18 protein-coding genes are annotated in these 21930 nt (G+C 40.6%); 13 read left to right on the top strand and 5 right to left on the bottom strand.

What is annotated here, in order from left to right; translation table 11 throughout:
* The first annotated feature begins 7 nt into the window (after nt 1-7).
* The gene (locus BP861_RS07005; protein ID WP_292373874.1) at nt 8-1141 is read left to right on the top strand and encodes a TIGR04013 family B12-binding domain/radical SAM domain-containing protein; all 1134 of its coding nucleotides are present in this window, start codon (nt 8-10) and stop codon (nt 1139-1141) included.
* 816 nt (nt 1142-1957) lie between these two features.
* Here BP861_RS07005 and glmM read toward each other — a convergent pair.
* A complete protein-coding gene (gene glmM, locus BP861_RS07000; RefSeq protein ID WP_292373872.1) occupies nt 1958-3316 on the bottom strand; it encodes a phosphoglucosamine mutase in 1359 nt (452 codons plus the stop codon).
* A 279-nt stretch (nt 3317-3595) separates the two neighbouring features.
* Here glmM and larE point away from each other — a divergent pair, with 279 nt between their 5' ends.
* From larE to BP861_RS06960, 8 genes are all read left to right on the top strand, one after another.
* Nucleotides 3596-4414, top strand: coding sequence for an ATP-dependent sacrificial sulfur transferase LarE (gene larE, locus BP861_RS06995; protein WP_292373870.1), 819 nt, complete (start codon nt 3596-3598; stop codon nt 4412-4414).
* 41 nt (nt 4415-4455) lie between these two features.
* Nucleotides 4456-4899, top strand: coding sequence for a GNAT family N-acetyltransferase (locus BP861_RS06990; protein ID WP_292373868.1), 444 nt, complete (start codon nt 4456-4458; stop codon nt 4897-4899).
* 419 nt (nt 4900-5318) lie between these two features.
* A complete protein-coding gene (locus tag BP861_RS06985; RefSeq protein WP_292373866.1) occupies nt 5319-6926 on the top strand; it encodes a PKD domain-containing protein in 1608 nt (535 codons plus the stop codon).
* A gap of 242 nt (nt 6927-7168) precedes the next feature.
* Entirely contained in the window at nt 7169-7717 is a 549-nt protein-coding gene (locus BP861_RS06980) for a DUF531 domain-containing protein (protein WP_292373864.1), read from the top strand.
* A 453-nt stretch (nt 7718-8170) separates the two neighbouring features.
* The gene (locus BP861_RS06975) at nt 8171-8329 is read left to right on the top strand and encodes a hypothetical protein (protein ID WP_292373862.1); all 159 of its coding nucleotides are present in this window, start codon (nt 8171-8173) and stop codon (nt 8327-8329) included.
* A gap of 42 nt (nt 8330-8371) precedes the next feature.
* Nucleotides 8372-9553, top strand: coding sequence for a cysteine desulfurase (locus BP861_RS06970; RefSeq protein ID WP_292373860.1), 1182 nt, complete (start codon nt 8372-8374; stop codon nt 9551-9553).
* Between the two features lie 459 nt (nt 9554-10012).
* Nucleotides 10013-11689: a type II/IV secretion system ATPase subunit gene (locus BP861_RS06965; RefSeq protein WP_292373858.1), complete on the top strand. Its 1677-nt coding sequence runs from the start codon at nt 10013-10015 to the stop codon at nt 11687-11689.
* A gap of 252 nt (nt 11690-11941) precedes the next feature.
* On the top strand, nt 11942-13810 hold the full coding sequence (locus BP861_RS06960) for a type II secretion system F family protein (protein ID WP_292373857.1): 1869 nt from the start codon (nt 11942-11944) through the stop codon (nt 13808-13810).
* 774 nt (nt 13811-14584) lie between these two features.
* Here the strand turns inward: BP861_RS06960 and BP861_RS06955 are convergent.
* Nucleotides 14585-15040 (bottom strand): type IV pilin N-terminal domain-containing protein, encoded by a 456-nt coding sequence (locus tag BP861_RS06955; protein ID WP_292373855.1) that lies wholly within the window; start codon nt 15038-15040, stop codon nt 14585-14587.
* Between the two features lie 298 nt (nt 15041-15338).
* Here BP861_RS06955 and BP861_RS06950 point away from each other — a divergent pair, with 298 nt between their 5' ends.
* The 4 genes from BP861_RS06950 to fdhD all read left to right on the top strand — a co-directional run bounded on the left by BP861_RS06950 (nt 15339) and on the right by fdhD (nt 19784).
* On the top strand, nt 15339-16331 hold the full coding sequence (locus BP861_RS06950; protein WP_292373853.1) for a type IV pilin N-terminal domain-containing protein: 993 nt from the start codon (nt 15339-15341) through the stop codon (nt 16329-16331).
* Between the two features lie 46 nt (nt 16332-16377).
* On the top strand, nt 16378-17301 hold the full coding sequence (locus BP861_RS06945) for a hypothetical protein (protein WP_292373851.1): 924 nt from the start codon (nt 16378-16380) through the stop codon (nt 17299-17301).
* A 126-nt stretch (nt 17302-17427) separates the two neighbouring features.
* Nucleotides 17428-18969 (top strand): DUF7289 family protein, encoded by a 1542-nt coding sequence (locus tag BP861_RS06940; RefSeq protein WP_292373849.1) that lies wholly within the window; start codon nt 17428-17430, stop codon nt 18967-18969.
* Nucleotides 18966-19784 (top strand): formate dehydrogenase accessory sulfurtransferase FdhD, encoded by an 819-nt coding sequence (fdhD, locus tag BP861_RS06935; RefSeq protein ID WP_292373847.1) that lies wholly within the window; start codon nt 18966-18968, stop codon nt 19782-19784. The genes BP861_RS06940 and fdhD overlap by 4 nt, the downstream gene beginning before the upstream one ends.
* A 251-nt stretch (nt 19785-20035) precedes the next feature.
* Here the strand turns inward: fdhD and BP861_RS06930 are convergent, their stop codons facing one another.
* The 3 genes from BP861_RS06930 to BP861_RS06920 form a co-directional block, all read right to left on the bottom strand.
* Nucleotides 20036-20620 (bottom strand): flavodoxin family protein, encoded by a 585-nt coding sequence (locus BP861_RS06930; RefSeq protein ID WP_292373845.1) that lies wholly within the window; start codon nt 20618-20620, stop codon nt 20036-20038.
* Nucleotides 20621-20844: 224 nt separating this feature from the next.
* Nucleotides 20845-21135, bottom strand: coding sequence for a putative quinol monooxygenase (locus BP861_RS06925; protein WP_292373843.1), 291 nt, complete (start codon nt 21133-21135; stop codon nt 20845-20847).
* A gap of 72 nt (nt 21136-21207) precedes the next feature.
* Nucleotides 21208-21753: a nitroreductase family protein gene (locus BP861_RS06920; RefSeq protein ID WP_292373841.1), complete on the bottom strand. Its 546-nt coding sequence runs from the start codon at nt 21751-21753 to the stop codon at nt 21208-21210.
* Nucleotides 21754-21930 lie beyond the last annotated feature (177 nt).

The following is a 21930-nucleotide window of genomic DNA, read 5'->3' as shown; positions in this document are numbered from 1 at the left end:
GAAAATAATGGATGTAAACTTCCGGTACAGCAAAAAAAACTCTTACAGCTTTGCAGTCCTTTCGCCTTTACTGCCGGAAGCCGGGTTTGTAGATAGGCCTGTAAACGGGATCATGATTTACAGCTTTACAACGCGCCAGGCCGAAAAGGTATTTCTGGAAGTAAATAATGCAGGCACGAATTCGATTTTTATTGCAGGAGGCCCTCATCCATCTGGATCACCAGAAGAGACGCTTGAATACTTTGATTATGTCGTAATTGGAGAAGGGGAGGAAACCCTTCCTGAACTTGTGAAAGCGATTTTGGGAAATGGGGATCCACAAAAAGTACCTGGCATTGCATACAGGGACGCGGAAACGGGCAAAGTTATCATAACTCCAAAAAGGCCCTATGCAGACCTTGATTCCTATCCCTGCTTTAATCCTGAAAAACTCAGGGCTCCTATTGAAATTAGCAGGGGATGCCCCTGGGGATGTAAGTACTGCCAGACTCCTAGGCTCTTCGGGAGAGAAGTCAGACACAGAAGCATAGATTCCATTGTGAAAAATGCAGGATATTATAACGATCTTCGCTTCATAGCCTCAAATGCCTTTGGTTACGGCAGTGATGGGATTCACCCCAGGTTTGATAAGGTGGAGAGGTTACTTTCCGCACTGCACAAACTGCCTGATAAGAAAATCTTTTTCGGGACCTTTCCTTCGGAAGTGCGTCCGGAATTCGTAACCGATGAATCTGTTGAGCTTGTGAATAAATACTGCGCAAACGATAGCCTTAGCCTTGGGGCTCAGTCTGGCAGCGACCGAATTTTAAAGGAGATCCAAAGAGGGCATACTGTTGGAGATAGTATTTCAGCAGTTGAGTGTTGTCTGGATCATGAAATCGTTCCTGCGGTTGATTTCATCTTTGGCCTTCCTACCGAAACCGAGGAAGATCAAGAAAAAAGCCTTGACCTTGTCCGCTGGATATGCAAGAAAGGAGGTATTGTAAGGGCTCATTACCTGACTCCCCTTCCAGGAACTCCATATGCATCGGCTGTCCCTGAAGAAGTAAGTGATCAAGTAAGGCGAGAGCTTGGAAAACTTGCCCTTGGCGGTAAACTCACAGGATACTGGGAAAAACCCCGAAAATTTGAAAAAAAGTAAAATTAGAGAAAAAGGAAAATTAAAATATCCAGGTTAAAAGCCTAATCTGGAATTCCAGTCTCAGCTTTAAAACCAGGCCTAACGTTTTGGATTCGATACATCCCTTGATAAATTCAGCACAAGTTATTTGCTAGACAATTCCGCACATATTGTTTGCTTTTAATTCTATTAATAATATTCTTTATCAACTCCATTATCCGAATTTGGTTTTAATTCGATTTTTCTATTTTTTTCAGTCTGTTATCTGGAATATGCTTTTTGTTCCTTATTTTTGACTGAGTCTCATTTTTTGAATTAATTTCTTGATCTTGCACTTTCGATTGATCTTGTACTACCGGCTGTTCCTTTAATCAAATAATACTTCGAGTTTAGCTACTTTTCCAGTTCAGAAAGTGTACGTTTTGAGCTTAGGAGGTTCTCATACTGACATACTTATATTCGGAATGATTTCCCATTTTTAATTCCATATGTAATAAAGTAATTGATGTATTTATAATTTGTTGCTACTAATTTTAAATTTATGCATACCTATCTATAAAGTGCTCTTGAGCGCTACTACTTTTTTGTGAGTGCTTTAAGCTTTCTTTGAAAAAGCTTGATCGCAAGCCTTTTCAAAAAAGGCTTGAGCGAAAACCCCCTAGCGACATTAGGGTTTGAGGAACTTGTCCCCAAACCCTATACGGCGTGATCAACCGGCGCAACGGTTGCGGTACAGCATTTTTGATATTGTGGTTTTCTGCGGTTACTAAAGAATTTATTTTAAATGCTTTGTTCAAAATTGTATTCGAAGACGTAGTTTACGAAGATATTTATTATTCATTTGGCAACTGAAGCTTTTTCGGCTCTTATGACCATTTGCAGACCTTCCTGCATGAGTTCTTCTGCTCGTTCTTGCTTTTTTGCTTCGGCAAAGATTCGGAAAATCGGTTCCGTGCCTGATGGGCGGATAAGAACCCAGCCGTCTTCATACCAGATTTTGACTCCGTCGATTGTATCCATTTTAAGCCCAAGGCCTGAGGCTTCGTATTTTACTTTTTCCATTGTGGTATGCGTATTTACAGAAGGTATTTTGGTTTTTGCATTGAAGTATTGAGGTACACTCTTAGCAAGCTCGGAAAGCTTTTTCCCGCCAGCCAAGATTTCTAGGATTTTGGCACAGGCCATTGCTCCATCCCTGCAATACTGATGTTTGGGGAAAATAAGGCCTCCATTGCCCTCGCCTCCGAAAACCGCATTTACTTCCATCATCTTTCGGGCGACATTGATAGAGCCAACTGCTGTCCAGTAAAGTTCGGCGCCTTCCTCTTTTGCCACATCGGCCATACGTTGCGAAGAACTGACAGGAGTTACTATAGGTCCTTTTTCACGTTCAAGAATATATTTTGCCATCATGGCAAGCAGAACTTCCTCATTTAAGAATTCGCCATTTTCATCCATAAAGACAATTCTATCCGCATCCCCGTCGTGAGCTGCTCCGAGGTCGGCCCCGGTAATTTTCACAAGTTTGGAGAGTTCAGTTAAAGCATCGGGTGTGGGTTCAGGATTTCGCCAGGGGAAAGTCCCATCCGGTTGAGCTTCAAGAGTTAGCACATTGCAACCAAGTTCCCTGAGCAAGAAGGGAAGAGTAAGTGAACCTGCTCCGCAACCTGTATCAACAACTACCTTGAGTTTGCGGCTGCGAATCTTTTCGGCATCTACTGCGTTGATAATATTCCTAATATAATAATCATTGGCACTGGGATCAATTCTAAAACTGCCGGTCTTATCCCAAGATACAATGGAGTATTTTCCTGAAGAGTAAATTTTTTCGATCTCTTTTTCTCCATCCCTAGGAAACTCTGTACCATCCCCAGCGATTAATTTGATCCCGTTATATTCTCTTGGGTTGTGGGAAGCAGTAATAACTATCCCGGCATCAGCATAATCGCGCACATAATACTGAATAGAAGGAGTAGGAAGAGTTCCCACGTCAATTACATTCAGGCCTGTTGAAAGAGCTCCGGCAATTGCGGCAGACTTCAGCATCTGACCTGAAATCCGGGTATCACAGCCTATAGCAACCGTGCCTTTCGAACCCATATATGTACCAAGGCTCCTGGCTAAATTGACAGCCATTTCTGGATTTATAAATTCATTGGCGATACCACGTACACCATTAGTTCCGAATAATGCCATGTAAGGTCTCCATCTTTGTAATTTGAATGAAAAACTTGGTATTCAGGCAAATCTGCTCTTTAATTTGAATTATTACAGTAAATAAAGCTCTGATACGAAACAAAGCTCTTGTAATAAAAACATTACAACGATTTTAAGATGCCGCTACTTTGAGAAGATTCTCAATTAGAAATAGTGTCCTTTAAGTAAACCCATAAATCCCCTTTTTCAGCTATTTTAAGTTGCCTGATTATAGGGCTGGCAAATACATATATCTTATTAGCTGAAAATCCGTTATTAATGGCTACTGATAAGATAAAATTGATAAAGGAGGCTATAAAAGCAAGAGAAAGTGCGGTCATTGCATTTTCAGGAGGAGTAGACAGTACGACTCTTGCAGCCCTTGCTTTTGAGGTACTTGGGGAAAAGGCCCTTGCCGTAACCATAGATTCCCCGCTTTTTCCAAGGAAACAGCTGGAAACTGCTGTCGAGACAGCCTGTGAAATTGGAATTGAGCACAAAATTATACATTATTCTCAGTTGAGCCTTCCTTATTTTTCCGCAAATACATTAAACAGGTGCTATTTCTGTAAAAAAGCCCTGCTTGAAACCCTGCTGGATTTTGCGGAAAAAGCAGGATACAATGTTGTACTTGAGGGCACAAATTCCTCTGAAATGCTTGGGGAGAACCGTCCTGGGTACAGGGCGGTGCAGGAAGCTGGAGAGAAGGTCTTTTCTCCTTTCGTGGAATTTGACGTGACAAAAGATGAAATCAGGGAGATCGCTTCTGAACTTTCCCTTTCAGCAGCCAGCAGGCCGTCTGCAGCTTGCCTTGCCACTCGTATTCCCTACGGAAAGCCAATAACTGTCGAAGTTCTCCAGAAAATCGAAAAGGCTGAAGAATTTCTCTTTTCCCTGGGGTTTACCCAGTTCAGGGTCAGGGTGCATGAGAACATTGCCCGCATAGAAGTAATTCCAGAGGAATTAGAAAATGCTTTACTAAAAAGAGAGAAAATTTCCAGATATTTAAAATCTCTGGGCTTTGACTACGTAACCCTTGACCTTGAGGGCTTTCGGAGTGGGAGCATGGATGAACCTTATACCTTAAAGAAAGCTTGATTATCTGAAAAAATAATCTGAAAAAATAATTAAGGAAAAATATGACAGACATTCTTATCCGAAGAGCCAGAAAATCAGATCTGCTGGCAATTCAGAGACTCCTATCCACTTACTTTCTTGACATGGAAAAACTTGAAACTGAAGATTTCGTACTGGCTGAAATCAATGGAAAAATTATGGGATGTGCAGCCCTTATAAAATCCGAATCTCACGGTAGAAATTTCCTAGAGATTCATTCTATTGCAGTCCATCCGAACTTCAGAGGAAAAGGGATTGGAACCAGGCTTGTTAAGTACCTTCTAACAACTATCGAGGATCTAAGCTGCGGCTTGTATGTTAGGACAACCGCCCCTATATTTTTTGAAAAATTGAATTTTAAAAAAATAGAGAACTCCGAAAAGTTATCCCTCTGGGAAGACTGCGAAAAATGTGAACATTTTGAGAAGTGCACGCAGCATGTGATGAATTATTCTTATAAATTCTAAACTTCCGGCTCAATTGTTAAGCTCCCTTCCTAGGCTCTCCGAAAAACTATCTAGTGTCGTCTTGTTTTGAAAATCGAGAAATACGAGTCTTTTTCCATGTTCTAAGTTTTTTGATTGATAGGTCAATTGTTGTTAGCTGAAGCGGTATCTAATTTTTACGGTCTTAATTTTTACGACTTTCAAAAAAATGAAAAAGATTTCAAAAGTATTATATATGGGGACAACTTTCATTTAATCTTAGCAACCATCGCAAATAGTTAGGATTTTTACGAAGAAAATTTTCAATGTTTTCCAGGGTGTCTAGCGATGGTAGCCAATTACAAGTAGAATAAATGCTTGATTTATCGATTTTCAATTTTGATAACCTTAGAGGATAAAAAGCACTAAAAGAAATAAAAAAAATGGAAGAGGAATGAGAAATGAAAAAGAAAACTTATTCAATAGTTTTAGCTTCAATATTTATCATATTTTTAATTTTTGTTTCATCTATAGCATCGGCATCTCCTGAACAAAATATGCGAACCACTGCTCCACCACAGATCACAAGTGGAGCCGGCGACCCGTCGGATGACCAGGTTCTATCCGATGAAGTATCTACAGATGGAAACGGTATAGCTACAGAATCTATACAAGCTGCCGCACCCAAGATCGCTGAAACAAGGATCACAACCAATGCATCTGAGCAGTATACCCCTGTTATCTATGGTAACAAGATTGCGTGGGAAGATTATCGTAATGGAAACTGGGATGTATACATTTATGACCTTTCTACTAAAAAGGAAACCTCTACTCTCAATGCATCAAATCAGTATTCTCCAGATATCTACGAGAACAGGGTTGTGTGGACAGATGAGCGTAACGGAAACTCCGAAATCTATCTGCAAGATCTTTCTACTAAAAAGCAAACTCGTATAATCACTAATGAAGTATATAATTGGGACCCTGGAATCTACGGTGACAAGATTGTCTGGACAGGTTATCCGGGTGAAGACTACGAAGGTTACAATATTTACATGTACGACCTTTCCGCTAAAAAGGAACAAATGATAGCTGCCCAAGCATTTTCTCCTGCTATATATGGTAACAGGGTTGTGTGGGTAAACGATAACTTTGGATATAGCGATATCTACATGTACGATCTCTCTACTAAAAAGCAAACTCAAATTACCAATAACGGACTCGCAAACTATCCTGCAATCTATGGTAACAGGATCGTGTGGACGGATTGGCGCAATGAAAACGCTGATATCTACATGTACGACATTTCCACCAAAAAGGAAAAAAGAATAACCACCAATCCATCAGCTTCGTATTCTCCTGCAATCTATGGAAACAGGATTGTGTGGATGGATGATCGCAATGGAAACTGGGATATCTATGTGTACGATCTCGCCACTCGACAGGGGAGTCACACTACCGATAAGTCAGATCAGTGGAGTCCTGATATCTATGGCGACAAGATAGTGTGGATAGATTCCCGCAACGGAAATGCTGATATCTACATGGGCACCCTTTCAACTTCCCCGGTTGCTGCATTCTCTGCATCTCCGACCTCAGGAAAAGCCCCCCTGAAAGTGACATTTACTGACAAGAGTACAGGATCGCCAACTTCATGGAAATGGAGCTTTGGAGATGGAAAATCTTCAACATCTAAGAGTCCTGCATATACTTACAGTAAAGCAGGAAAATATACTGTTAGCTTAACAGTAAAGAATGCAGCCGGAACAAATACGAAAACAATAAAGAATTATATAACTGTAAAAACAGCTCCTGTAAAACCGATTGCTGCTTTTTCTGCAACTCCAACCGCTGGAAAAGCCCCACTAAAGGTGCAGTTTACTGATAAAAGTACCAATAGTCCAACTTCTTGGAAATGGAGTTTTGGAGACGGAACATATTCAACAGCAAAGAGTCCTGCGCATACATACAGTAAAAAAGGAAAGTACACTGTGAGCTTGACAGTAAAGAATGCTGCGGGAAGTAACACTAAAACTATATCTGGATATGTAATAGTTAAAAGCAAATGAATATCGTAAATTGAAAAACAAATAAAAAGGGCAAGACTAAAGGACAGTGGGGGATTCACATATTTAATCTATAGATTCAAAATTTTCTGCCTTCTTTTGGTTTGATTTGGCGGCCATTACTTTGAATATTTATTTCATGTATGTTTTTCCATTAACTGACTATATCAGAAACTTTAAAAATCTAAAAAAGTTTAAACATAATCAACACAGGTTGACGAAACATTATTTTACGAAAAAAGATAATGAAGCACCTTATGCTCACCCTTGGGATAGTAAATACCTACGATAAGATCAAAATTCTCGATGCGCATTATCGGGCAATTGCAAGAGCTGCTCCAATCTGTCATGCTTTTGGATTTCACCTTGCCCTTTATGATTTCCCTTTCAAGATGACCGCAGAAGAACTGGTGGCTTATGTGATGGAAAAGACCACAATCGGGGAATCGGGAAGTTATCTCAAAATCCTTTATGAAAAAAACCATCTGTCAGTATCCGATCTTCCAAAGAAGGGGTTCCCTTCTCAGTTTGGGGAAATTGTAATCACTACCTCAAAACCTGACCCAAAAAGACAGGTTACACCCATAAAGATTGCCGAGGAAGCCCTTCGAAATCGCTCTTTTCTGTTTCTTGTAGGGCTCGGGCATAAAGGGCTTCCAAAAGAGCTCTTTGAGAGAGGAAAATACCATCTTGACATTACTTCCAAAGGGCTTTCTCTTGAGACCTGCACAGCAATAGGTGCGATTCCGGCCTACCTTTCAGGACTCATGGTAAACCTTGAAACGAAAAAATAGATTTCTGGCGCAAATTTCTGAAATTGAAAACTGGGGGTTATTCCACTTATTCGCTCAAATAATTTGGTTTAACTAAAAGAATTTCGAATTAATTTAAAGAAATTCCGGAACCGATATATATTACAATTGACAATTAATACTTGTTGTGGGTAAGAACAACGCTTGTTGCGCTGTTGTGGGGTTTTTAGCCCAAAGGAATACAACCTATCCTGCTTTTAGGTTTTGTCCAGAAGGATTGAAGGCTAACCTTATCGCAGGAATTTGTACACAGGGATTTAGAGAATGATTTTGATTAAAATTCCTGGGAAGAATTTTGGGAATTCTAACCTGCACTCAATTGCCGCTTCCGAAAAAGGCTGGGAACTTTTACCCTGATTGCAGGGCCCTTGTATCCAGAAGGACTAACTCTACCCGCATTTAAGCGCAAACCTTGAAGAGACAGGAGGAAAATTTATGAGTGAATTAAAGCACGAACACAGAAAAAGAAACGAATATGGATGTAAGCGCCAGGAAAGCGGTTATCATGCCGTTGTAAAAGGCCGTACCGACAACCTGGACTCGGATGAATTAGACCTTTACCGCTTTATGATAGGCGGGGTGCAGGGTAAATAACCTGCAAAACCTTTTTTTATTTCTCGTTCCTAAAAAAGAAGCATGTACGACGTATATGCGGTCCGTGAAGATTTTCCTGTTTTAAAAGAAGTCGTGTACCTTGACAGCACGGCAACTACTCAGACGCCGATACCTGCAGTTGAAGCGATGGTCGAGTATTTTTACAGGTATGCTGGCAATCACGGGAGAGGAGCCCATCGTCTGGCCAGGGAGGCTACAAACCGCTACGAAGACGCAAGGGAGACTGTTGCTCGTTTCTTAAACGCAGAACCTTCAAAGACTGTTTTTACGAAAAATACCACTGAAGGAATCAATCTTATTGCAAACAGTTACCCCTGGGAGGCCGGAGATCATATTGTTACAACCGTGCTCGAACATCATTCTAATCTCCTTCCTTGGCTGCGCCTGCAGAAAAAAGGAGTACAGGTTACGGTTTTAAGTCCGAACAGTGAGGGCAAAATCGATATCTCTTCGGTAGAGAAAGCCTTTACCGAGAAAACCAGGCTGGTTGCCATAAATCAGGTTTCAAATGTCTTCGGTTCCGTCCAGGATGTAAAAAGTATTACCAAACTTGCTCACCGATATGGCATAAAAGTTCTTATTGACGGCGCTCAATCTGCAGGACATATGCCAGTCAGCCTTAAAGACCTGAACTGTGATTTTTTTGCAACTGCAGGGCATAAAGGCCTGCTTGGACCGCAGGGCACTGGCGTACTCTATATCAAAGAACCGGATGTGCTCGATAGTGCCTCAGTTGGAGGAGGTACGGTTTCGGATGTTGAAGGATATACTTACGTGCTGGAACCTTCTCCTGCCTGTTTTGAAGCCGGCACTCCGAATATTCCTGGAGTTATAGGGTTAGGAAGAGCAGTCGAATATGTTGAAAAAATAAGAATTCCGGAAATCGAAGCACACGAATTAAAATTGTCCAGGGAAGCTGCAAAAAGACTATCCGAACTCGAACATGTAGAGGTCTACGGGCCTGAAGACAGAGCAGGAATAGTACCTTTTAACGTAAAAGGGCTTCACGCTCATGATGTCGCCTTGATCCTCGACCAGACAAGAAAAATCTGTGTCAGGAGCGGGCATCACTGTGCAATTCCTACTATTCGTTTCCTGAATGTGGACAGCACTGTAAGAGCTTCTTTTGCACTCTATAATACCGAAGAAGAAGTGGATATACTGGTAAATGCAGTTGCTGGGCTTAAGGCACTTGTTTCTTGAAACCAAGCCTTTTTAAAAAAGGCTTGAGCGAAAACCCCTTGCAGCAGCATGGCCAACAGATGCTCTTTTTGCTCTGCTGCGCTTCGCTCAAGAGGGGCAATTTATGGTCAATATAAGTTGATCTCCAACTCGCTCAGGACTCATTTATTTAAATTTCATTTTTAGGGGTAAAGGAAACCGTTTTTAATCAATGCAACATTTTTCACTTGAATTAATGCTGATTTGTGCAGATTTTATTCCTCATCTCTTAAACTTTTATTCCATCATCTTAATAATTTAATTTTTAAAATAAGCTACTATTCTGTCTTGTGAGATTAGATGGTCTGTATTACGTAAAACAGAGTGGAGAAACTGTATTTTTGAGGTTTGTATTGCGGGTTAGAAGGGGGATGCGCAACATGTAAAGTTTTTATAAGATGTTCTTCTTATATGACCTAAGGAAAACCTGAAGGCGAGAGTTTGGATGAAGTAAAGGAAATATTAGCGAAGAATAAGCTTATTTCGGGGTTATTGAGGAAAAAAGGTGGTTATAACTCCATAGCAGAGGTCGTAAAAAAGGCTAGAAGCTACTTAGATAAACCTATAAGGACTCTACCAGCTTATGATCCTGAAAAAGAGAGACCTCTTGTAGATTTTATAGTGCCTGATGGGTTAAAAGAACTCGAAAGATACTGGCTTCAGGAACCTTACACTTTTGTGTCGATCCTAGAAGACCGCAGAGCAACATATTACAGACTTATTGAGCCTTCGCTCACAAAGTTTGAGAAGGAGCTTCTTGAACGAATTTATGAGGATTTTCAAGATATACTGGTTCTGGGCACTACAGCTTCCAGATTCGAAAAGGATTCATTTCTGGTAGATAGGGCTCTCTTTCTTCTTGAACGTTATAAGGCTGACATTTCAAAAGCTGCGCTTCTAAAAATTATATATTATCTTAGAAGAAACCTATTGGGCTATGAGAAAATCAATCCTCTTCTTTATGATTCATACATCGAAGATATTTCATGCGATGGAGTTGGAATTCCTCTCTACATTTATCATACAAGGTATCTCAATATTGAAAGTAATATTACTTTTGAAGAAGAGGAACTTGATGCCCTTATAATCAAGATGTGCCAGTTGAACAATAAACACGTTTCTGTAAGCCAGCCAATAGTGGATGCGACAATCCAGGACGGCTCAAGACTTCAGGTGATTTTAGGGAGAGAGATTACTCCCAGAGGTAGTTCTTTTACTATCCGTAAATTCAGAAAAGATCCGATGACTCCTATAGACCTGCTCGGCTATAAGACATGCGATCTTGACATGCTTGTATTTTTCTGGATGGCTATCGAAAACGGCTACAACATGCTTTTTGCAGGAGGGACAGCGTCAGGAAAAACGTCTATACTGAATGCTACATCCCTGTTCATGCCTTCTACAACCAAGATAGTCTCGATTGAAGATACAAGGGAACTTTTACTCTACCACAATAACTGGGTGTCCGGGGTTGCAAGAGAGGGTTTTGCTGCAGACTCTTCAGGAGAAATTACCATGTACGACCTTTTGAGAGCTGCTCTCAGACAGCGCCCAGACTATATCATTGTGGGTGAAGTAAGAGGCAGTGAAGCTCTTACTCTTTTCCAGGCAATGTCAACAGGACATGCAACAAGCTCAACAATGCACGCAGGAGATGTACAGACTGTTGTAAACAGGCTTACCCACGAGCCAATAAATGTGCCTCATGTCATGCTGCAGTCTCTAAATGTGCTATGTATTCAGGAGCAGGTGTACATAGAAGGAAAAAGAGTTAGAAGAACCCGGAGTCTTGTTGAAGTCCTGAATGTCGACCCTGAGACCGGAGATCTCGGCATAAATGAACTTTTTAACTGGGAACCTTTGGAGGACTGCTTCATTAAGGTTGGAGATTCTCACATTTTACAGGAGATCATGAACGTAAGAGGCTGGGATTCCAGTCAGTTAAGAAATGAGATGGAAAACCGGAGGAAAATTCTGGATTATATGTATCAAAAAGGCATAAGGAACTACGTCCAGGTGTCCATTGTAGTCCAGGCATACCAGACTCATCCGAAGATGGTTATGAATGCTGTAGAAAATGATACCCTGCAAGATATGATACAGGGTATTGCTGCTTAAGCGCAAACCTTTTTAAAAAAGGTTTGATCGAAAACTCCAGGCAGCGTTTGGGTTTGAGGATCTTATCCCCCAACCCTATCGGCGTGATCAACCGGCGCAACGGTTGCTATACAGGAATGATGGTTAAGAGGGGGGAGTATGACTTATACTATTTTGGATGAATTGGCATACCGATTTTATGGGGATTTTTTTTACAGAAACAAAGCGCATTTTGAAGACTTAAAGGTAAAAATACGCTATTCCCATATCTCTATGTCAGTGGATCAGTATCTGGCTTCTGCTTTCATGTACTCTGTTATTGTAGGAATTACTACGGGAATCTTCGGTTTATGGCTGGGACTGAAAACCTTCGGGGATCCAGTTTCCCGGCTTAGCCTTTTTGCGGATCCTACACGCGCCGACCTTGCAGGCGAATATGTATATCCTCTTGCGATTCTATCTGGACTTGTACTATTTCTTGTAAGTTTTTTTGCTGTGTTTCTCGTGGCGTATATCTATCCTTATTTCCAGTCAAATAACCGGCAAGCTGCTATCGACAAATCCATGCTTCCGGCGATAACTTACATGTATGCCCTGACAAAAGGAGGCATGTCGATCTATGATGTGTTTAGGTCTTTGAGCAGGTATGCCTATATATTTGGAGCAACTGCGGAGGAAATTTCTTACGTTGTAAGAGATATGGACTACCTGGGAAAAGATTTCATAGGTGCTCTTAAAATTGCCAAGGACCGTACCCCCTCAGAAATTTTCAAGGATTTTGTTGACGGATTAATTATTGTTTCAAGTAGTGGAGCCATAACTGAGTACATAAAAAATAAGTCCGAGCAATATCAGGGAATGGCCGAGCTGGCGAACAAAAACCTGTTACAGAGACTTGATGTGCTTGCCGAGATTTATGTGACCGCGCTGGTTGCAGGCCCTCTTTTCGTGATGGTAACCATTGTTGTGATGCAGTTTTTCCAGCCGGCTTCGGCCCAGATCCTTTACATGCTTATTTATGTGATACTACCTCTTGCAACCCTGCTCTATCTGGTACTTCTCGATACTGTAGGAGAACTTTCAATTGATCCGAAAAAAGGCAGCGTTCGCAGCTTTACAATAAACCTGTCTGACATCCCAGAGCTCGACTCCGGGCTTAGTGAAGAGAAGGAGCAGAAAAGGAGAAAAATGTACAGGCTGTACAGAGAACTTAACAAACTCAAAGACATGATTCTTAATCCTTACAGGACTATCCGGAATGAGCCGAGATACACATTCTTTTTCGGAATCCCACTTGGGCTATATTACCTTACCCAACTTCCAACAAACCTTAAACACAAACTGTATTCTAACTTTAATCCCCTGAATATAAGTTTTGATCATGTAACTGACAGTGCTATAAAGCTGGTCACTACTGCTGATGATTATTTTATTATCTTCATTGTCGTTTCCCTGATTCCATTTATAATTTTTTATGAAATCAAGGCGTGGCGGATGCGCAAAATTGACGAGAAGATGCCTGACTTTTTGAAAAGCCTTTCCAGCATGAATGAATCAGGGATTATGCTTGCAAATTCGTTAAAAATAATAGCAGAATCCAAAATGGGAATTCTCAGTAAAGAACTTAAAAAGGTAAAGGAAGATATTTCCTGGGGCACTTCCACATCAAGAGCCCTTATGAACCTTGAGGGAAGCATAAGAACGCCTTCTTCAAGCCGGACTCTCCACATTCTCGTAAAAGCAAATGAGTCTACAAGTGACCTCAAAAACGTACTTGCTATTACCTCCAAACAAGTCAGAAATGACGAAGACATGAGAGTAGAGCGCTCATCAGCAATGGTGGTCTACGTTGTCACGATCTATGTATCCTTTTTTGTCTTCCTGTTCATAGTCTATGTCCTGGCTACAAACTTCTTCCCGCAAACGGCTGCATTCTCGACTTCTTCACAGGGAATGGCTGGAATAGGCGGATATTTTAACGTAGAGGAGTACACCATGCTCATGTTCCACTCCGCCCTGGTACAGGCTTTTACTTCCGGAATTGTTGCCGGAAAGATGGGACAGGGTTCTTCATATCTGGGCCTGAAGTACAGTGTAAGCATGATGATAATAGCTTACGTGGTTTTTACCTTGTTTGTTTGAGTCTTGTAGAGAAATTGAGGTATTGATCTGAAAAAGCCCTCATTTTATCCTTCTTTTTAAAAAACACGGTCGTCCATTTGTATTCCGTTGTTATTATTTCACAGTAATAGTAATAACGTCTACCCTCATTCTTTTTCTGTGAGGTTGGTGTTTGTAGAGCCATCATGTTGCAAAAGCATCAAAACGCAATCAAAAGTCGCATTGGGTATTCTATCCTGAAAACACCAATCCTGTATCAGTGGACGACCAAAAACACAAAAGTCTGGAAATTATTTTGAAAACTATAATTATTCAGCCTATACGATATAACATCAATCGTTATCTTTAGTAAAATCCACTGGGTAAAATTTTCTAAGTTTATTTTCTTTAACTGTGGACGATTGATTACGTTTTTCTTTTACCACTGGTTCTTTGCACTATAATTATGTTGAAATCAACATCATTAGACTGATTTTTCATAAGCTGATAATTACGATATTATTTGAAATGAAAAGGTAAAACATGAGTGAAATCAAGATATCTATATAACCTACATTCCGCTTTTTTAGGCGCATAAGCTTCCCATGATATCGAATTATGTGCTTAAACTTAAGCACATGACCTTCAGGCTCGAATTTAAAAATCATAATCATCTGACCTGCTAAACTTGTGAAATTAGGTTTATGCGCTTAAAATTTGGGAACTCCGGATATAAGTCTATGCCGAATAGACAACTAGAAAATTTCGAAAAAAAGGAAGTAGGATGAAAAAGAGTAAAGCACCTTTTTGAGGTGCTTATGATGTTTTTGGAGGTATTCCTGTAACAAATCTGACATTCTTGTCACAGATTAGCTGGTTGGTTTCTTTATCAGATATTTTGACATTGATACTATCACCATTTGCAATAGTATCATTCACAGTGATCGGAATGACGTCACCAGCAGCAAACTTACCAGACGCAGTCGTAAAATCTGTAGTTGTATACTCCACTGCCCCACCTTCCTCATCAAACATCTTAAGGTCTGTGTTCGCAATAACAAATGTGTCTCCACCAAGATGCTCGATTATTACACCCGTGCTACTTGGTTTTACATTGATATTCGCCTGCGGTGCTGATTGTATCGTTCCCTTACTGAATACAGAAGATCCGATTGCGGCGGCGAGGATGACGGTTATTGCAACCATCAGAATGACACCGATAACCGGAGAAACTGCTTTATCATCTTTTCTGAGTAATTTCTTGAAGTCCATATGTTTCTCCCTCCTGGTTAAATGTATTCGGACAGGACAGCCTGCCAGATACTTTTAACACCTTAAATGCACAATTAACATTGTTTAATTTTTTTGTTTTATACCATCCTATTTTCTATAGTATATAACTTTTTGCTGAATGTGTTAAAGAATAATTTGTATGAACTTATCTATTTATTTCAGCAAGATATTTATTCGCAGTTCTACTTTAATAAATTTTCTAAGACAGTCGGGTTAATATTTGATTAAAAACAGTTTAAAATGTTGGTACTTAAATTTTTAGAAGGTGATTTTTATCGTGGAAGGAAAAAAGCTCAGGGTGCTTTGCCAGGACTGTCGGGCAGTTTCAGAAGTATATGGGCAACTGCTTATGATAAGTATGGTTGTTATAGCTTTTTCTGGAATAGCCTTAACCGTATTTTCTGATGGGGGAGCTGAGAAACCTGAGCATACCCCGCATACTGACCTGCAAGAAACCATCAATACAACCAACAATACTTTACAGATCATCCACAGTGGGGGAGAACCTATTGACCTTTCAGCAATCAAAATAATACTCATCATTGGAGGGAAGCAGCAGCCTGATGTGTACGAACAGAATAGTTTTACAATTAAAAAACTAGAAGACAGTGAGCCTAAAAATATTTTTATGCTCGGGGATTGCATAGAAATTAAAGATAAAAACATTACGGGTGACGTTGACATAGATATGTTCTTTGTGGATACACCATCCCAGCAAGTGATACAAAGAGTTACACTCCAATGTGGAAATGAAGGAAAAGAAGAAAATTCTGGAACTAACGGACGTTATTGGATAACTCCTTATCCGGACGGAACTCCAACCGATACTTCAGGTGGGTGGATATCCACAGAAGCTGTTAATGAAATAGGAGACGGAATTTTCACTGTATATTACCCTCCAAGTAAAAATAATGATGACCCGAACTCTACAGCCCAGGTATTCGATTTCAATATCAACACAACTAAAGAAGGAGTCTCAGCTCCAATTCACAAAGTAATCTTAAAAATTGTGTATAGTGTGAACGATGGCAGTTACAAACATCTCGCACTGGATATCAGCGTTGCAGAACCTGAAAACTGGATAAGGGTCGATTCGGATATGACAGCATATAAGCACGATTTCGACGCTTACGAGATAGATATTACCCCCTATGTGAAGACGATTACCGACCTCGAGAAATTTAAAGCAAGAGTTGTAATCGTTACTCAAGCAAGCGAAAATGCCAAGAAGAAAGCATGGATTGACTTCCTGGGAATCCATGTAGAGTGAAAATGTACGTATGAAAAGGAGGATAAGCAAAAGGGGAGAGGGGAAAATGAAAGGGTTTAAGAAGGGTGAATTCAAACTGGGTCTGGATTCTTTTTTCCGGCTGGAGTCTGCTTCATCGACAGCCTTAGCAACTATTTTACTTTTTGGAATAACATTCTCAATCTTCTCCGTGGTTTATCTGGGATACGTACCGGAATGGAAAACCGACGAAGAACATTCTCACATGTCTAAATTATGGGAGGATATGATAGAACTCAAATCAAAAATAGATAAGACGACAATAGTTATGATGTCAACCCCTAACTCTTCTGTCCCAAAATTTACAACGACTATGATCCTTCACACTGGAAACCCTAAAATACCTTTTATTAGTTCCACAAAATCCACTGGAACTCTTTCATTAAATACCAACCTATGTAAAATGGTAATAACTCCTACAAATGAAAACGCAACGGTCATTAACTGTGGCACAATTGCCTATAACTCAAATAATAAAGATTATACGGATCAGATTTTCAAGTACGAAAACGGAGCTTTAATTCTTGCACAGAAAGAAAAGGCAGTTATGAGACTTTACCCGTCAATCCGAGTCTCTGAAGTTTCGTCTGGAAATTACACCTTTTTTATTAACACCGTAGAAATCCTGGGTATGGCAAATACGCTCTCATCAAACTCAGACGGCTCTATTCGCCTGAAGGGGGGCTCTTTTGAAACCCTTTATGACAGTGATACTTCCGAAAATGAGGGAGCCTTCCTGTTAACAGTATATACGGACCATCCTGACGCCTGGGAGGAGTATTTTAACGAAACAATGGCAGGAGCAGGGCTAGTTACAGATGAAGATTATGCTCTTGACCGTATAGGGAGTAATTATCTGACCTTCATATTTCCAGAGAAAGGGAGCACAAATAGCCTCAAAAGGCTTTACGTTGGAAAAACTGCAATTAATGCAGAATTGGGGATCGGCTGAAATAGATTTGCAGAACTGAAATTAAATTTGTAAAGAATACAGAAACTGCACTTTTTAGTAAATTAAAATTAAAAAGTAACAAATGAATTACGAGAATAAGAATTAAAAATTATGCGATGTCCCGCTATGAAAACTAGAAAGAATATAAGCAAGGAAAAGGCTGGAAAGAGCTTCTTCAACTCAGAATCAGGAGTAGCCACAGTCATTGCGGCAGTATTGCTACTGAGTATTATATTTGCTGTACTTGTAATGATAAGAGTTGAGTATGTTCCAGAATGGAAAATTGATGCTGAAAAATTGCATATGAATGAAGTCCAGAAAGACATGACAGGACTGAAATCAACAGCAGATATGGTATCTCTTCTTATGGCTTCAGACTCGAATTTCTCAGCCTCTGGATTTCCAGTAACTATTCCATTTAGTATGGGTGGAGGAGAAATTCCCATTTTTGAGCCTTCAAAATCAAGCGGGACACTTTCGGTAAACAAAGAATGTTGTATAATGGCCATAATCCCCATAAGATCTTCGGGAACAGGTTCTCCTCAAATTGTAGAAAGTGCTAAAGTAGTAAATTGCGGAGGCATTACTTATCATTCAAATAACAGAAAATATCTTGACCAAACATTAAGGTATGAAAACGGAGCCCTGATCCTTGCCCAGGGAGAAAAATCACTGATGAAGCAACTTCCCTCTTTTAACATACAAGAAACCAGCAAAAATAACTATACTGTTTCGATCCAGGCAATTAAAATAATAGGAAAACCCGATGCTGTCTCCTCTAATACCGATCTTTCGTTGAGGCTGACAGGAATTAGCAACAACTTTACCTACAATAGCAGCGATACAGGAGATATTGATTCATTCAACTGTACCATTATCACTGATTATCCAGATGCCTGGATCTCTTATCTAAACGAAACTGCAAAAAACGCAGGACTTGATTATGGTACGGACTATGAGTTTGAAAGACCAGATTCCAATTACGTATATTTTGAGTTCATGCCTAAAGGCGATAAAAAGCTTGAAAGGCTTAAAATAAGCGAATCTTTAATCCAGGCGGATCTAGGAGCTGGAAACACCTTGAGCATTGAGGATGATGGTTCTCCAGATTCTGGCGGAGATGAGGATAAACCTGTAGATGAGGATAAATCCTTTATGGAGCTGGGCAAATGGTACTACTTTGACATTTTTACAGGAACTTATGAAGGGACTCTAATATCTGCTAGTATCACTAATCCAAATATGTTGACAGATCATGATGAAGACTATTCACTTCCAATAGGAAGTTTCAAAAATTATGAGCTGAGTTCATACAGTGGGGTGAATGACTTCAACTATGATATGGGGAAAAATGGTAAAACTCTCAACTTGACCTTTGGATTTAACAGTTTCAGCTCATTTAACTCCACTTCGACTCCTACTCACGCAACGATATGCATGATCTATAGTTTCAACAACAGCGATAAACCCAATATAGTAATGACTCTAGCGGGAACCGGAAATGACGCATTCCAGCCGAAGGATGGTTGGTGTCTGTACAATCAAACATTATCTATAACTCCAGAAGATCCCAAAGATATTACCCTCAATCTAAAAGTTAATACTGATAACGGAAATGATGCATCAGGTACCTTCTATATCGACTACCTTGCAGTTTACCTGAGTTGACGGAAAAGAAAAAGGCATATGGGTACATATGTTCGCCATACATTGAAAAAGCGAGAAAACCGATCCATATGCCCGAAAAATATACCACTTCATACCCTGCAAAAAGAATTTATTCCGATGGCAGGGCCGAAGATACTAAAGTGCTGCTCGCAAAGGAATGCCCTGTTAAACTTTTTCTTGATGGAAAGCTCTTTACGACACTTTTTTCCTCTCCATACGAACTAAAAGAGCTTGCAGTTGGCCATCTGATAACAGAAGGCGTTGTCCGCTTCAGAGAAATTGAAAACGTTGAGACCGAAGGCAGCGAGGTTCGCATCCGGACCCGAAAGGGTACACAGTCTCTCAGTCCAGAAACCGCCGGAGAAGCCGGTAAAGATGAAAAGGCCGGCAGCGAAATTTTTGTCGATTCGGACTCGGTTTTCGACCCGCAAACCGTCTTTGCAGGAATAGGCTACCTTGAATCCGACACATACAAACTTACCAGAGGAACGCATCTCGCAGCCCTGATTGACAAATCTGGAAAACTTGCGGTACAGATTGTCGACGTCGGCCGGCACAATGCCGTAGACAAAGCTGTAGGAGCCGCTTATCTCAAAGGCCTTGACCTCTCACAACATTATCTGCTCTCTACAGGCAGGCAACCAGCCTATATGGTTACAAAAGCCGCTTGGGCAGGAATTCCTCTTATAGCCACCAAAGCCATGCCTTTCGACTCAGGTGTTGAGGCCGCAAAAAAAGCAAACATCTGCCTCATAGGGCAGCTCAGAAAAGAATCCATGCTCATCTTCGCCAACAAATGGCGGGTAAAACTCTAATTTTTTTCAAAAGGGTTGTGCCGCAACCGTTGCGCCGGTTTATCACGCCGGATGGGGTATGGGGGATAAGACTCTAAAATCAAAACGAACGTTTTCGGTCAAGCCTTTTTTGAAAAGGGTTGTGCCACAACCGTTGCGCCGGTTGATCACGCCAAATCGAGCCTTTGGTCAAGCTTTCCTCAGGAAAGGTTGCGATCAAACCTTTTCAAAAAAGGTTTGCTTCGCTGAGAGGGTTTTCGCTCAAGCCTTTTTTAAAAAGGCTTGGCGTTGAGCTTCTTCAAAAGCCATGCCATATTCTGGCCCAGAACCTGCATGGTTTGAATCCCCTCTTCGTCTTTTTCAACATCCCCTTCGGCAAGACCTAATCCCATGTTCCAGTAGCTTGATCCCGGGATTATCATCTGGGAAATAGTGAAAAAATGGTTGATTGAGTCAAAGACGTGAACTGATCCAGCTCTCCTTACTGCAACGACTGCTGCTCCGATTTTATGTCTGAACATCTCGTTGTTGGCTTTAGCAACAAAACCTGCCCTATCTATAAGAGCTTTGAGTTCAGGAGTCAGGTCTGCAAAATAAGTAGGTGAAGCTAGAATTATGCCATCGGCTTCAAGCATCTTTTCAATGCATTCATTGACGATATCCTTGTCAATTACGCATTTTTTGTCTGCATTTTCATAGCACTTCCCGCAGGCTGTGCAGCCGTGGATACTCTTTCCGCCAACCTGCACAATTTCGGTTTCTATTCCTTCCTTTTCAAGTTCTGTAAATACATGTTTTATAAGGGCAGCCGTGTTCCCTTCCTTTCTCGGGCTTCCGTTAAACGCGACAACTTTCATTTCTTTATTCCCCCAGTGGATGATCTTTTTTTCTCTATTGCACCGAATTTTATACTGCTTTTCCAAAAAGTGTTCGAGAATAGGATTTTAAAAATGAAATAGATAAAATACCCCGGATAAGTAAGATTTGAACAAAATGTTCCTGAATAAATTTCAATTGGATAAGTCGTAGCTAGACAAATCACAGTTAGGCTCATTGCAGCTATATAAGCCGCAGACACAAATCAAAGTGTTTTCCTGTACACATTGATTTCAGTCTCTTTTTCAAGATACTCTGAAAGCAAAGGAAATATTTCTTTAAAATGATTGGAGTTTAAATGTTGATCCAGGCTTTTTTCATCTGTCCACTCTTCTAAGAATGTCAGAGTTTCTGAATTTTCCAACTCCTGATAAAGCCCATAATCTATGCAGCCTTCATCCTTTAATGATAATTCAACAAGGTTTTTGCACAGTCCCAGGAATTCCTGAACCTTTTCAGGCTTGACATAATTTTTTGCAACCACTCGTATTGTCAATTAATCACCAGCTCTTAGCAAAAATTATATTTCTGAATTTCCACACTTTCTCTATTTTTCTTTGTTGTGGTTTCATTCTCTTCTCTGGCCGTACCTGTTGTGGTAAATTTTCGCTTTATCAAACCTCTCCTGAGGGCCTGGTTTCTGGTCAGGATAACCAACTGGTACAAAGGCCAGAGGAATTACATGTTCAGGCAGTCCAAAGGCTTTCCGAAAACCTTCAACCCGGTCCCCCCTCGGATAAATCCCGGTCCAGACTGCCCCAAGTCCGGCATCGTGAGCTGCAAGTAGAAGGTTCTGAGTAGCTGCCGAGCAGTCCTGAACCCAGTATCCTGGAGCTTTTTCAAGCGTTGTATCTCCACAGACAAGAATTGCAAGAGGAGCATCTCTGCACATTCCTGCATAGGGGCTGAACGTGGGAACTTCGTCAAGTAGCTTCCTGTCATCAACAACAATGAAAATCCAGGGCTGGGCATTGACCGCAGACGGAGCACTCATTGCAGCTCTGAGTAGTTCAGTAACAAGCTCCCTCGGAACTGGTCTGTCAGTATATTTTCTAATGCTTCGGCGAGTGTGTATTGCTTCAAGAGTTTCCATGTCGAGACCCCTTCTATTCATTCTGAAATATCTGGGCGAGAAAGTCTCACTTCAGTTTTCTCCCGCCCTATCCTATTTCCCGTTTTTTGTTTCATATCCCATTTTGTTTTTATTTCTTTTTTTATTTTCCTTTCACTATTTGGTTTATTCCTAGGTTTTGTTTTATTTTTCTTTTCTGCTTCGTTTTTTTTCCGGTTT

Origin of the sequence: Methanosarcina sp. UBA411, from assembly GCF_002495725.1 — an archaeon.
Classification (GTDB): Archaea; Halobacteriota; Methanosarcinia; order Methanosarcinales; family Methanosarcinaceae; genus Methanosarcina.
The sequence above is the reverse complement of the archived record's forward strand: the minus strand, read 5'-3'. Positions and strand labels throughout refer to the sequence as shown.